This window comes from Escherichia sp. WS1152 (assembly GCF_046487665.1).
In the GTDB taxonomy this organism is placed as follows: Bacteria; Pseudomonadota; Gammaproteobacteria; order Enterobacterales; family Enterobacteriaceae; genus Escherichia; species Escherichia coli.
This window is the reverse complement of sequence record NZ_JBJQJA010000003.1, coordinates 229,411-242,970: the sequence shown is the minus strand read 5'-3', so window position 1 is coordinate 242,970 and position 13,560 is coordinate 229,411. Positions and strand designations below refer to the sequence as shown.

The following is a 13,560-nucleotide window of genomic DNA, read 5'->3' as shown; positions in this document are numbered from 1 at the left end:
GAGAAATACGGAGGGAGATATGTCGTCATTTGATTACCTGAAAACTGCCATCAAGCAACAGGGCTGCACGCTACAGCAGGTAGCTGATGCCAGCGGTATGACCAAAGGGTATTTAAGCCAGTTACTGAATGCCAAAATCAAAAGCCCCAGCGCGCAAAAGCTGGAGGCGTTGCACCGTTTTTTGGGGCTTGAGTTTCCCCGGCAGAAGAAAACGATCGGTGTCGTATTCGGTAAGTTCTACCCACTGCATACCGGACATATCTACCTTATCCAGCGCGCCTGTAGCCAGGTTGACGAGCTGCATATCATTATGGGTTTTGACGATACCCGTGACCGCGCGTTGTTCGAAGACAGTGCCATGTCGCAGCAGCCGACCGTGCCGGATCGTCTGCGCTGGTTATTGCAAACTTTTAAATATCAGAAAAATATTCGCATTCATGCTTTCAACGAAGAGGGCATGGAGCCGTATCCGCACGGCTGGGATGTGTGGAGCAACGGTATCAAAAAGTTTATGGCTGAAAAAGGGATCCAGCCGGATCTGATCTACACCTCGGAAGAAGCCGATGCGCCACAGTATATGGAACATCTGGGGATCGAGACGGTGCTGGTCGATCCGAAACGTACCTTTATGAGTATCAGCGGTGCGCAGATCCGCGAAAACCCGTTCCGCTACTGGGAATATATTCCTACCGAAGTGAAGCCGTTTTTTGTGCGTACCGTGGCGATCCTTGGCGGCGAGTCGAGCGGTAAATCCACCCTGGTAAACAAACTTGCCAATATCTTCAACACCACCAGTGCGTGGGAATATGGCCGCGATTATGTCTTTTCACACCTCGGCGGTGATGAGATCGCATTGCAGTATTCTGACTACGATAAAATCGCGCTGGGCCACGCTCAATACATTGATTTTGCGGTGAAATATGCCAATAAAGTGGCATTTATCGATACCGATTTTGTCACCACTCAGGCGTTCTGCAAAAAGTACGAAGGGCGGGAACATCCGTTCGTGCAGGCGCTGATTGATGAATACCGTTTCGATCTGGTGATCCTGCTGGAGAACAACACGCCGTGGGTGGCGGATGGTTTACGCAGCCTCGGCAGTTCGGTGGATCGTAAAGAGTTCCAGAATCTGCTGGTGGAGATGCTGGAAGAGAACAATATCGAATTTGTGCGGGTTGAAGAGGAAGATTACGACAGCCGTTTCCTGCGCTGCGTGGAGCTGGTGCGGGAGATGATGGGGGAGCAGAGATAACCGTGATGAAACTGCTCAAAGGCGAGGTATAAAATGAGTTTTTTTGATGAGTTGAAAACCTCTCTGGAAGAGGCTGTCGAGATTAAACAAGGTTTGAAAAAACCTGCACGGGTGACCCGCCACGAAATTGAGGATGCTAAGGCTGTTGTAGACCGGAAAAGGTGTTCACGCCGCATCCGGCATTCGGTGCTCAATGCCTGATGCGACGCTTACCGCGTCTTATCAGGCCTACAGTTTTACAACGTATTGAAATTGCTGGTTTTGTAGGCCGGATAAGGCGTTCGCGCCGCATCCGGCATTTTACGCATTACTTCGCAATACGCTTGTACTTGATACGCTTCGGCTCCAGCGCGTCTGCGCCCAGCGTGCGTTTCTTGTACTCTTCGTACTCGGTAAAGTTACCTTCGAAGAACTCAACTTTACCTTCATCCTGGTAGTCCAGGATGTGCGTGGCAATACGGTCGAGGAACCAACGGTCGTGCGAGATAACCATCGCGCAGCCAGGGAACTCCAGCAGGGCGTTTTCCAGTGCGCGCAGGGTTTCGATATCCAGGTCGTTAGTTGGTTCGTCGAGCAGCAGCATGTTGCCGCCAACCTGCAGCAGCTTCGCCAGATGCAGACGACCGCGCTCACCACCGGAGAGTTCACCAACGCGTTTACCCTGATCAACCCCTTTAAAGTTAAAGCGGCCAACGTAGGCGCGGCTTGGCATCTCGGTGTTGCCAATCTTCATGATATCCAGCCCGCCGGAAACTTCTTCCCAAACGGTTTTGCTGTTATCCATTGAGTCACGGAACTGATCAACCGATGCCAGTTTCACCGTTTCACCCAAAGTGATGGTGCCGCTGTCCGGCTGTTCCTGACCGGAGATCATACGGAACAAGGTCGATTTACCCGCGCCGTTCGGACCGATGATCCCGACGATCGCCCCTTTCGGGATCGAGAAGCTCAGGTCATCAATCAGCAGGCGATCGCCGTAGGATTTACGCAGGTTGCTGACTTCCAGCACTTTATCGCCCAGACGCGGTCCAGGTGGAATAAACAGTTCGTTGGTTTCGTTACGTTTCTGGTATTCGGTGCTGTTCAGCTCTTCAAAGCGTGCCAGACGTGCTTTACCTTTCGACTGGCGGCCTTTAGTTCCCTGACGTACCCACTCCAGCTCTTTCTCGATCGACTTACGACGCGCCGCTTCTTGTGAAGCTTCCTGCGCCAGACGCTGATCTTTCTGCTCCAGCCAGGAGGAGTAGTTACCTTCCCACGGAATACCTTCACCGCGGTCAAGTTCGAGGATCCAGCCCGCAACGTTATCGAGGAAGTAACGGTCGTGGGTAATCGCCACCACGGTGCCTTCGAAGTCGTGCAGGAAGCGTTCCAGCCACGCCACGGATTCGGCATCCAGGTGGTTGGTCGGTTCGTCGAGCAGCAGCATGTCTGGTTTTTCCAGCAGCAGGCGGCACAACGCCACGCGACGACGCTCACCACCGGAGAGGTTAGCGATTTTCGCGTCCCAGTCCGGCAGACGTAGCGCATCCGCCGCACGCTCCAGCTGTACGTTCAGATTATGACCGTCGTGAGCCTGAATGATCTCTTCCAGACGGCCTTGTTCAGCGGCCAGCTTGTCAAAATCGGCATCCGGATCGGCGTACAGCGCATACACTTCATCCAGGCGTTTCAGGGCGTTAACCACTTCTGAAACCGCTTCTTCAATGGACTCACGCACGGTGTGTTCCGGGTTCAGCTGCGGTTCCTGCGGCAGATAACCAATCTTGATGTCTGGCTGCGGACGCGCTTCACCTTCGATGTCTTTATCAATGCCTGCCATAATGCGCAGCAGGGTGGACTTACCCGCGCCGTTCAGACCCAGGACACCAATTTTTGCCCCAGGGAAGAAACTCAGAGAGATGTTTTTCAAAATATGACGTTTCGGCGGAACAACTTTGCCGACACGATGCATGGTATAAACGAATTGAGCCACGTTGGACTTCGCCTCTATGTTTATCGTGATAATGAGTTTTCAAAGGCGAAGTGTAGCCTTTTTCCCCGCCTAATCCCAGTTGGTCCATCACCTTCGCAGTAAAAGTAAAAAAGTGTCCGTAACGTGGCGTAAACGGCAATGACTGGTTAGCATAAATCTATTACGCGGCATGACGCTGCATTGATGTATTTACACTTAGAGGATGCGCTTGTGGAAAAAGCCAAACAAGTTACCTGGCGGCTGTTGGCTGCCGGTGTCTGTCTGCTGACGGTCAGCAGCGTGGCGCGAGCCGACTCACTGGATGAGCAGCGTAGTCGTTACGCGCAAATCAAGCAGGCCTGGGATAATCGACAAATGGATGTGGTCGAACAAATGATGCCTGGACTGAAGGATTATCCGCTTTATCCCTACCTGGAATACCGCCAGATCACCGATGACCTGATGAATCAACCGGCGGTGACGGTCACTAACTTTGTTCGCGCTAACCCCACGCTTCCTCCCGCTCGCACGCTGCAATCTCGTTTCGTCAATGAACTGGCGCGGCGTGAAGACTGGCGTGGCTTGTTAGCCTTTAGCCCGGAAAAGCCCGGAACTACCGAAGCGCAATGTAATTACTACTATGCGAAATGGAACACCGGGCAGAGTGAAGAAGCCTGGCAAGGGGCGAAAGAGCTGTGGCTAACCGGCAAGAGCCAGCCTAACGCCTGTGACAAGTTATTTAGCGTCTGGCGTGCGTCAGGTAAACAAGATCCGCTGGCGTATTTAGAGCGTATCCGTCTGGCGATGAAAGCGGGTAACACTGGCCTGGTAACAGTGCTGGCAGGGCAGATGCCTGCCGATTACCAGACTATCGCCTCGGCAATCATTTCACTGGCGAACAACCCTAATACGGTACTGACCTTCGCGCGTACAACCGGAGCGACCGATTTTACCCGTCAAATGGCGGCGGTGGCGTTTGCCAGTGTGGCGCGGCAGGATGCTGAAAATGCACGGCTGATGATCCCGTCGCTTGCCCAGGCGCAGCAGCTTAATGAAGATCAGATTCAGGAGCTGCGCGATATCGTCGCCTGGCGTTTGATGGGCAACGATGTCACCGACGAGCAGGCGAAATGGCGCGATGACGCCATTATGCGCTCGCAATCCACGTCGTTGATTGAACGCCGTGTGCGAATGGCGCTTGGCACTGGCGATCGTCGCGGCCTGAATACCTGGCTGGCGCGTTTGCCGATGGAGGCGAAAGAGAAAGATGAATGGCGTTACTGGCAGGCGGATTTATTGCTGGAACGCGGACGTGAAGCTGAAGCAAAAGAGATTTTGCATCAACTCATGCAACAGCGTGGTTTCTACCCGATGGTTGCAGCGCAACGCATCGGAGAAGAGTATGAGCTGAAGATTGATAAAGCGCCGCAGAATGTTGACAGCGCCCTGACTCAGGGGCCGGAGATGGCGCGCGTGCGCGAGTTGATGTACTGGAATCTCGATAACACCGCGCGTAGCGAGTGGGCCAATCTGGTGAAGAGCAAGTCAAAAACAGAGCAAGCTCAACTGGCGCGGTATGCTTTCAACAACCAATGGTGGGATCTTAGCGTTCAGGCAACGATCGCCGGGAAGTTGTGGGATCATCTGGAAGAGCGATTCCCGCTGGCTTACAACGATCTTTTCAAACGCTACACCAGCGGTAAGGAGATCCCGCAAAGCTATGCGATGGCGATTGCCCGTCAGGAGAGCGCCTGGAATCCGAAAGTGAAATCACCGGTAGGGGCCAGCGGCCTGATGCAGATTATGCCGGGCACGGCGACCCATACGGTGAAGATGTTCTCTATTCCTGGTTATAGCAGCCCTGGGCAATTGCTGGATCCGGAAACGAATATCAACATTGGCACCAGTTACCTGCAATATGTTTATCAGCAATTTGGCAATAATCGTATTTTCTCCTCAGCAGCTTATAACGCCGGACCAGGGCGGGTGCGAACCTGGCTTGGCAACAGCGCCGGGCGTATCGACGCAGTGGCATTTGTCGAGAGTATTCCATTCTCCGAGACGCGCGGTTATGTGAAGAACGTGCTGGCTTATGACGCTTACTACCGCTATTTCATGGGGGATAAACCGACGTTGATGAGCGCCACGGAATGGGGACGTCGTTACTGATCCACACGTTTATGATATGCTATCGTACTCTTTAGCGAGTACAACCGGGGGAGGCATTTTGCTTCCCCCGCTAACAATGGCGACATATTATGGCCCAACAATCACCCTATTCAGCAGCGATGGCAGAACAGCGTCACCAGGAGTGGTTACGTTTTGTCGACCTGCTTAAGAATGCCTACCAAAACGATCTCCATTTACCGTTGTTAAACCTGATGCTGACGCCAGATGAGCGCGAAGCGTTGGGGACTCGCGTGCGTATTGTCGAAGAGCTGTTGCGCGGCGAAATGAGCCAGCGTGAGTTAAAAAATGAACTCGGCGCAGGCATCGCGACGATTACGCGTGGATCTAACAGCCTGAAAGCCGCGCCCGTCGAGCTGCGCCAGTGGCTGGAAGAGGTGTTGCTGAAAAGCGATTGATTTTGTAGGCCTGATAAGACGTGGCGCATCAGGCATCGTGCACCGAATGCCGGATGCGGCGTGAACGCCTTATCCGTCCTACAAATACCCGTAATTTCAATATGTTTGGTAGGCATGATAAGACGCGGCAGCGTCGCATCAGGCGCTTAATACACGGCATTATGAAACGGACTCAGCGCCAGGATCACCGCCTGGTGATAGACGCTGGCGCGAGTGAGTTTCCCGGCGGTAAACACGCCGATCGCCCCTTCCTTACGACCAATCTCATCAATACCGGTATAACGCGACATCACGGGACCAAGCGCTTCACCTTCACGCACTTTTTCCAGAATCACCGCAGGCAACGGCAAAGTAGCCGAACGCGCCTCGCCGCGCTGGCTGGCGTTTTCAATCACCACCCAACTGAAAGTGCTGTCGCCATCAATGCCAGCTTCAATCGCCACCCAAAAATCAGCCTCTGGAAGTAAACGGCGGGCATTTGCTACCCGATTTCGTGCGCCAGCGCGCGTTTCCTCACTGCCAAAGGGCTGTTCCGGTACACCGCTCTCGACGGCAACGGATGCAATATGGCAGGATCCTTCGCCGAAGATCTCGTGAAATGCCTGCAGAATGGCCTGAATTTTAGCGGGATTGGTGGTCGCACAGACAACTTGGTGCATAATCAGTATTACTCAGAAAATTAACGTTACAGCAGTATACGGAAAAAAAGCATGTTACAGGTATACCTAGTCCGCCACGGTGAAACGCAGTGGAACGCCGAGCGACGTATTCAGGGCCAGTCTGACAGCCCGCTGACCGCCAAAGGTGAGCAACAGGCGATGCAGGTGGCAACCCGTGCCAAAGAGCTTGGCATTACGCATATCATCAGTAGCGATTTAGGACGCACCCGGCGTACGGCGGAAATCATCGCCCAGGCCTGCGGCTGTGACATCATCTTTGATTCTCGCCTGCGTGAATTAAACATGGGTGTGCTGGAAAAAAGACATATCGATTCTCTGACCGAAGAAGAAGAGAACTGGCGTCGGCAGCTGGTCAATGGCACCGTTGATGGGCGTATTCCTGAAGGCGAGTCAATGCAGGAGCTCAGCGATCGCGTCAATGCGGCACTGGAATCTTGCCGGGACTTACCGCAGGGAAGCCGACCGCTGCTGGTGAGCCATGGTATTGCACTGGGATGTCTGGTGAGTACGATTCTCGGATTACCAGCATGGGCAGAGCGCCGCTTACGTCTGCGTAACTGTTCTATTTCGCGCGTGGATTATCAGGAAAGCCTGTGGCTGGCGTCTGGCTGGGTCGTTGAAACCGCAGGGGACATCTCGCATCTGGACGCCCCTGCATTAGATGAGCTGCAGCGTTAACGGCGGATAGGAATCAGCAGTTCACAGCGCAGATTAATTGGGCGATCTCCCGCTTTGGCGTCTTCTGCCGGGTAGTATCGCTCAATATCCTGACCTTTACGGCGCGTCAGGTTGAGCATTGGCATGCACGTTCCGTATACCGTCAGGATAAACTCCTGCACGCCGGTTCCCAGACCTTCATAGGTAAACATCACATATTCGCCGCCCTGCAGCATCACCGGATGCCCCGTCAGTACATAGCCATCTGCCTGATCCTGGGCTAACGCGGTGGTATAGAATACCTCTTGTTCGTCGTCTTTATCCTGACTCGGACGCGTTTCATTCAGGCCGTAGAGCACTGGCGGAATGGTCGGCGCGTTGCCGAGAAAATCGTGCCAGAACTGATAACGCATTTCATGGCGGAAATCAGAGATTTGCTCCAGCGAACAGGAGTAGCTCTGGGTAACACCAATCAGCGGCGTATCTTCCAGGGTGACAAATTTGTGCTCTGGCATGGTGAATTCACCCAGACGCAGCGGCGGGCGAATACCAAAGGCGCTCCATTCAGGAGAACGGCGGTAAAGTGCAGGAGTCTGGGCAAACTGCTTCTTGAATGCGCGGGTAAATGTCTGTTGAGAGTCGAAGCGGTATTGCAGCGCGATGTCCAGAATCGGACGCGCAGTCAGGCGTAGTGCGACCGCCGATTTCGACAAACGACGAGCACGAATATACGCGCCAATAGCATGGCCAGTGACATCTTTAAACATTCTCTGTAAGTGCCACTTGGAATAACCTGCTTTCGCCGCTACATTGTCGAGCGACAGGGGCTGATCCAGATGACCTTCCAGCCAGATTAAAAGGTCGCGAATAATGCCGGCCTGATCCATAAAATATCCTCATCCTTTCAACAACGAGCACCTGACATCAGGTAATTGGATAATAGCATTTTTTGCTGTTTTAGCATTCAGTGTTTTTTTCTTAGTAGAGTATGTTTTAGGTCTTGACGGAAATAAAAGTATTGAGATTTTGTTCTTAATCAATATGTTATTTACCGTGACGAACTAATTGCTCGTGTAATAGATAAAAATGGTAACAATATGAAATACAAGCATTTGATCCTGTCTTTAAGCCTGATAATGCTGGGGCCATTGGCTCATGCAGAAGAGATTGGTTCGGTCGACACCGTATTTAAAATGATCGGCCCGGATCACAAAATTGTTGTGGAAGCCTTTGACGATCCCGATGTGAAAAATGTCACCTGTTATGTGAGCCGGGCGAAAACCGGGGGTATTAAAGGGGGATTGGGCCTGGCGGAAGATACCTCCGATGCGGCCATTTCTTGTCAGCAAGTCGGGCCGATTGAACTGTCGGATCGTATTAAAAACGGCAAAGCTCAGGGCGAGGTAGTATTCAAAAAACGCACGTCCCTGGTCTTTAAGTCGTTACAGGTCGTGCGCTTTTATGATGCCAAACGCAACGCGCTCGCTTATCTGGCTTACTCCGACAAAGTTGTAGAAGGTTCGCCGAAAAACGCGATTAGCGCGGTTCCTGTCATGCCGTGGCGGCAATAACAGAGGCGATTTATGCAACGGGAAACGGTCTGGTTAGTGGAAGATGAGCAAGGGATAGCCGACACGCTGGTCTACATGTTGCAGCAGGAAGGTTTTGCCGTCGAGGTCTTTGAGCGAGGCTTGCCGGTGCTGGATAAAGCTCGCCAGCAGGTTCCCGATGTCATGATTCTCGATGTTGGTTTGCCTGATATCAGCGGCTTTGAATTGTGCCGCCAGTTACTGGCGCTCCATCCGGCGTTACCTGTACTGTTCCTGACGGCCCGAAGTGAAGAGGTCGATCGCCTGCTTGGGCTGGAAATTGGCGCTGACGACTATGTGGCTAAACCGTTTTCACCCCGCGAAGTGTGCGCCAGGGTGCGCACCTTACTGCGTCGGGTGAAGAAGTTCTCGTCGCCGTCTCCCGTCATCCGTATTGGTCATTTTGAATTGAATGAACCCGCGGCGCAGATCAGCTGGTTTGACACGCCATTAACGCTGACGCGGTATGAGTTTTTATTGCTGAAGACGTTACTCAAGTCGCCAGGCCGCGTCTGGTCCCGCCAGCAACTAATGGATAGCGTGTGGGAAGATGCGCAGGACACCTACGATCGCACCGTCGATACCCACATTAAAACGTTGCGTGCCAAGCTGCGCGCCATCAACCCCGATCTTTCACCGATTAATACTCATCGCGGCATGGGATATAGCCTGAGGGGCCTGTAATGCGTATCGGCATGCGGTTGTTGCTGGGCTATTTTTTACTGGTGGCGGTGGCGGCCTGGTTCGTACTGGCTATTTTTGTCAAAGAAGTTAAACCGGGCGTGCGAAGAGCAACGGAGGGGACGCTGATCGACACCGCAACGTTGCTGGCGGAGCTGGCGCGTCCCGATTTGCTCTCTGGGGACCCAACGCATGGGCAACTGGCGCAGGCGTTTAATCAGCTACAACATCGCCCGTTTCGCGCCAATATCGGTGGCATTAACAAAGTGCGCAATGAATATCATGTCTATATGACCGATGCGCAGGGCAAAGTATTGTTCGATTCGGCAAATAAAGCCGTTGGGCAGGATTATTCGCGCTGGAATGACGTCTGGCTAACGTTGCGTGGTCAGTATGGTGCGCGCAGCACGTTGCAAAATCCTGCCGATCCCGAAAGTTCAGTGATGTATGTTGCCGCGCCGATTATGGACGGCTCGCGGCTTATTGGCGTTTTGAGCGTAGGCAAACCGAACGCGGCGATGGCTCCGGTCATTAAGCGCAGCGAGCGGCGAATTTTATGGGCCAGCGCCATTTTGCTGGGGATTGCACTGGTGATTGGCGCAGGCATGGTTTGGTGGATCAACCGCTCCATTGCCCGGCTCACTCGCTATGCCGATTCCGTCACTGACAATAAGCCCGTTCCTCTTCCTGAACTCGGCAGTAGCGAGCTGCGTAAGCTTGCGCAGGCGCTGGAAAGTATGCGCGTGAAGCTGGAAGGGAAAAACTATATTGAGCAGTATGTTTATGCGTTAACCCATGAGCTAAAAAGCCCACTGGCGGCGATTCGTGGCGCGGCGGAAATTTTACGCGAAGGTCCGCCACCGGAAGTGGTGGCTCGTTTTACCGACAACATTCTGACCCAAAATGCGCGTATGCAGGCATTGGTAGAAACGTTACTACGCCAGGCAAGACTGGAGAATCGTCAGGAAGTAGTTCTGACTGCTGTTGATGTGGCGGCATTATTTCGCCGCGTCAGCGAAGCGCGCACCGTGCAGTTGGCAGAAAAAAACATCACTTTGCATGTTATGCCTACTGAGGTTAACGTTGCTGCTGAACCGGCGTTACTGGAGCAGGCGCTGGGGAATTTACTGGATAACGCCATCGATTTTACTCCCGAGAGCGGTTGCATCACGCTAAGCGCCGAAGTGGATCATGAACACGTCACGCTTAAGGTGCTGGATACCGGTAGTGGTATTCCTGACTACGCGCTGTCACGTATTTTTGAACGCTTTTACTCTTTGCCGCGTGCAAATGGGCAAAAAAGCAGCGGTCTGGGGTTGGCGTTCGTCAGTGAGGTCGCCCGTTTGTTTAACGGCGAAGTCACGCTGCGCAACGTGCAGGAAGGCGGCGTGCTGGCCTCGCTTCGACTTCACCGTCACTTCACATAGCTTCAAATTCTTCCCACATAGCCTTCGTATCCTGCTGCCATTGCAAAGGAGAAGACTATGTTGAAATCCCCCCTGTTCTGGAAAATGACCACCCTGTTTGGTGCAGTATTGCTGTTGTTGATTCCGATAATGCTGATTCGGCAGGTGATTGTCGAACGTGCCGATTACCGTAGCGATGTGGAAGATGCGATTCGCCAAAGTACCAGTGGGCCGCAAAAACTCGTTGGGCCGCTTATCGCTATTCCTGTGACCGAGCTTTATACGGTGCAGGAAGAGGATAAAACCGTGGAGCGGAAACGAAGTTTTATCCATTTTTGGTTACCTGAGTCATTGATGGTTGATGGCAATCAGAACGTGGAAGAACGCAAGATAGGGATTTATACCGGTCAGGTCTGGCACAGTGATTTAACGCTAAAAGCCGATTTCGATGTTTCGCGTCTTGGCGAGCTCGACGCGCCAAATATCACCTTTGGCAAGCCATTTATTGTGATTAGCGTCGGGGATGCGCGTGGTATTGGTGTGGTGAAAGCGCCTGAAGTTAACGGAACGGCGCTGACCATTGAACCCGGCACCGGGTTAGAGCAAGGCGGGCAGGGCGTGCATATCCCTTTACCCGAAGGGGACTGGCGCAAGCAGAACCTGAAGCTGAATATGGCCCTGAATTTAAGCGGTACCGGCGATCTTTCTGTGGTGCCTGCCGGGCGTAATAGCGAAATGACCTTAACCAGCAACTGGCCGCATCCCAGTTTTTTAGGTGATTTTTTGCCAGCCAAACGGGAAGTTAGCGAGTCAGGTTTTCAGGCGCAATGGCAAAGCAGCTGGTTTGCTAATAATCTCGGTGAGCGTTTTGCTTCAGGCAATGATACCGGCTGGGAAAACTTCCCCGCGTTTAGCGTCGCAGTGACGACGCCTGCCGATCAATACCAATTAACGGACCGGGCGACTAAGTACGCCATTCTGCTGATTGCGCTGACTTTTATGGCGTTCTTTGTTTTTGAAACGCTCACCGCGCAACGCTTACACCCAATGCAATATTTGCTGGTGGGGCTTTCATTGGTGATGTTTTATTTGCTCTTGCTGGCGCTTTCTGAACATACCGGTTTTACCGTGGCATGGATAATCGCCAGTCTGATTGGGGCGTTAATGAACGGTATTTATTTGCAGGCGGTATTGAAAGGCTGGCGCAACAGCATGTTGTTTACCCTCGCGCTGTTGTTGCTGGATGGTGTGATGTGGGGACTGCTCAACTCTGCCGATAGCGCGCTGTTGTTGGGAACCAGTGTGCTGGTGGTGGCGCTGGCCGGCATGATGTTTGTGACTCGTAATATCGACTGGTATGCGTTTTCACTGCCGAAAATGAAAGCCAGTAAAGACGTTACAACGGACGATGAATTACGTATCTGGAAATAAGGTTGAAAAATAAAAACGGCGCTAAAAAGCGCCGTTTTTTTGACGGTGGTAAAGCCGATTAATCTTCCAGATCACCGCAGAAGCGATAACCTTCACCGTGAATGGTGGCGATGATTTCCGGCGTATCCGGCGTAGATTCGAAATGTTTACGAATACGGCGGATCGTCACGTCTACAGTACGGTCGTGCGGTTTCAGCTCACGGCCGGTCATTTTCTTCAGCAGTTCAGCACGGGACTGAATTTTGCCTGGGTTTTCACAGAAGTGAAGCATGGCGCGGAACTCGCTGCGCGGCAGCTTGTACTGCTCGCCATCAGGGCCGATCAATGAACGGCTGTTGATGTCCAGTTCCCAACCATTGAACTTGTAGCTTTCAACGCTACGACGTTCTTCGCTGACAGTACCCAGATTCATGGTACGGGACAGCAGGTTGCGTGCACGAATCGTCAGTTCACGCGGGTTGAACGGTTTGGTGATGTAGTCATCTGCACCGATTTCGAGGCCGAGAATTTTATCGACTTCGTTGTCACGGCCAGTCAGGAACATCAACGCAACATTCGCCTGCTCGCGCAGTTCACGCGCTAACAGAAGACCGTTCTTACCCGGCAGATTGATATCCATGATCACCAGGTTGATGTCATATTCAGAGAGGATCTGATGCATTTCCGCGCCATCTGTCGCTTCGAAAACATCATAGCCTTCCGCTTCGAAAATACTTTTCAACGTGTTGCGTGTTACCAACTCGTCTTCAACGATAAGAATGTGCGGGGTCTGCATGTTTGCTACCTAAATTGCCAACTAAATCGAAACAGGAAGTACAAAAGTCCCTGACCTGCCTGATGCATGCTGCAAATTAACATGATCGGCGTAACATGACTAAAGTACGTAATTGCGTTCTTGATGCACTTTCCATCAACGTCAACAACATCATTAGCTTGGTCGTGGGTACTTTCCCTCAGGACCCGACAGTGTCAAAAACGGCTGTCATCCTAACCATTTTAACAGCAACATAACAGGCTAAGAGGGGCCGGACACCCAATAAAACTACGCTTCGTTGACATATATCAAGTTCAATTGTAGCACGTTAACAGTTTGATGAAATCATCGTATCTAAATGCTAGCTTTCGTCACATTATTTTAATAATCCAACTAGTTGCATCATACAACTAATAAACGTGGTGAATCCAATTGTCGAGATTTATTTTTTATAAAATTATCCTAAGTAAACAGAAGGATATGTAGCATTTTTTAACAATTCAACCGTTAGTACAGTCAGGAAATAGTTTAGCCTTTTTTAAGCTAAGTAAAGGGCTTTTTCTGCGACTTA

The 13,560-nt window shown here is 52.1% G+C and carries 14 protein-coding genes; 10 read left to right on the top strand and 4 right to left on the bottom strand.

Annotated features, from left to right (window positions below; all coding sequences use genetic code 11):
- Positions 1-19 precede the first annotated feature (19 nt).
- The gene (gene nadR / locus ACJHW7_RS07340; RefSeq protein ID WP_000093814.1) at positions 20-1,252 is read left to right on the top strand and encodes a multifunctional transcriptional regulator/nicotinamide-nucleotide adenylyltransferase/ribosylnicotinamide kinase NadR; all 1,233 of its coding nucleotides are present in this window, start codon (positions 20-22) and stop codon (positions 1,250-1,252) included.
- A 33-nt stretch (positions 1,253-1,285) separates the two neighbouring features.
- A complete protein-coding gene (nadS, locus tag ACJHW7_RS07335; protein ID WP_000007444.1) occupies positions 1,286-1,453 on the top strand; it encodes a NadS family protein in 168 nt (55 codons plus the stop codon).
- Between the two features lie 106 nt (positions 1,454-1,559).
- Here the strand turns inward: nadS and ettA are convergent, their stop codons facing one another.
- A complete protein-coding gene (gene ettA / locus ACJHW7_RS07330; RefSeq protein WP_000046749.1) occupies positions 1,560-3,227 on the bottom strand; it encodes an energy-dependent translational throttle protein EttA in 1,668 nt (555 codons plus the stop codon).
- 210 nt (positions 3,228-3,437) lie between these two features.
- Here ettA and sltY point away from each other — a divergent pair, with 210 nt between their 5' ends.
- Positions 3,438-5,375 carry a murein transglycosylase gene (gene sltY, locus ACJHW7_RS07325; RefSeq protein ID WP_000409451.1) on the top strand — a complete coding sequence of 646 codons (1,938 nt, stop codon included), beginning with the start codon at positions 3,438-3,440 and terminating at the stop codon, positions 5,373-5,375.
- Positions 5,376-5,464: 89 nt separating this feature from the next.
- The gene (gene trpR, locus ACJHW7_RS07320; protein WP_000068679.1) at positions 5,465-5,791 is read left to right on the top strand and encodes a trp operon repressor; all 327 of its coding nucleotides are present in this window, start codon (positions 5,465-5,467) and stop codon (positions 5,789-5,791) included.
- A 146-nt stretch (positions 5,792-5,937) separates the two neighbouring features.
- Here trpR and yjjX read toward each other — a convergent pair whose 3' ends face one another.
- Entirely contained in the window at positions 5,938-6,450 is a 513-nt protein-coding gene (gene yjjX, locus ACJHW7_RS07315) for an inosine/xanthosine triphosphatase (RefSeq protein WP_001338221.1), read from the bottom strand.
- 51 nt (positions 6,451-6,501) lie between these two features.
- Between yjjX and gpmB the strand changes: the two genes are divergently transcribed.
- Positions 6,502-7,149 (top strand): 2,3-diphosphoglycerate-dependent phosphoglycerate mutase GpmB, encoded by a 648-nt coding sequence (gpmB, locus tag ACJHW7_RS07310; RefSeq protein WP_000942344.1) that lies wholly within the window; start codon positions 6,502-6,504, stop codon positions 7,147-7,149.
- Here gpmB and robA read toward each other — a convergent pair.
- On the bottom strand, positions 7,146-8,015 hold the full coding sequence (gene robA, locus ACJHW7_RS07305; protein ID WP_000371666.1) for an MDR efflux pump AcrAB transcriptional activator RobA: 870 nt from the start codon (positions 8,013-8,015) through the stop codon (positions 7,146-7,148). The genes gpmB and robA overlap by 4 nt on opposite strands.
- A 210-nt stretch (positions 8,016-8,225) precedes the next feature.
- On the opposite strand from robA, the gene creA reads away from it, so the two are divergent.
- From creA to creD, 4 genes are read left to right on the top strand one after another with little or no spacing between them, the layout of a single operon-like run.
- A complete protein-coding gene (gene creA / locus ACJHW7_RS07300) occupies positions 8,226-8,699 on the top strand; it encodes a protein CreA (RefSeq protein WP_000875487.1) in 474 nt (157 codons plus the stop codon).
- Positions 8,700-8,711: 12 nt separating this feature from the next.
- Entirely contained in the window at positions 8,712-9,401 is a 690-nt protein-coding gene (gene creB, locus ACJHW7_RS07295) for a two-component system response regulator CreB (RefSeq protein ID WP_001188666.1), read from the top strand.
- The gene (creC, locus tag ACJHW7_RS07290; protein WP_001219594.1) at positions 9,401-10,825 is read left to right on the top strand and encodes a two-component system sensor histidine kinase CreC; all 1,425 of its coding nucleotides are present in this window, start codon (positions 9,401-9,403) and stop codon (positions 10,823-10,825) included. The genes creB and creC overlap by 1 nt, the downstream gene beginning before the upstream one ends.
- A 57-nt stretch (positions 10,826-10,882) precedes the next feature.
- Positions 10,883-12,235 carry a cell envelope integrity protein CreD gene (gene creD / locus ACJHW7_RS07285; protein WP_021557511.1) on the top strand — a complete coding sequence of 451 codons (1,353 nt, stop codon included), beginning with the start codon at positions 10,883-10,885 and terminating at the stop codon, positions 12,233-12,235.
- A gap of 58 nt (positions 12,236-12,293) precedes the next feature.
- On the opposite strand, the gene arcA is transcribed toward creD, so the two are convergent.
- Positions 12,294-13,010 (bottom strand): two-component system response regulator ArcA, encoded by a 717-nt coding sequence (gene arcA, locus ACJHW7_RS07280; RefSeq protein WP_001194358.1) that lies wholly within the window; start codon positions 13,008-13,010, stop codon positions 12,294-12,296.
- Positions 13,011-13,105: 95 nt separating this feature from the next.
- Between arcA and yjjY the strand changes: the two genes are divergently transcribed.
- A complete protein-coding gene (yjjY, locus tag ACJHW7_RS07275) occupies positions 13,106-13,246 on the top strand; it encodes a protein YjjY (protein ID WP_001303782.1) in 141 nt (46 codons plus the stop codon).
- The last annotated feature ends 314 nt before the right edge of the window (positions 13,247-13,560 follow it).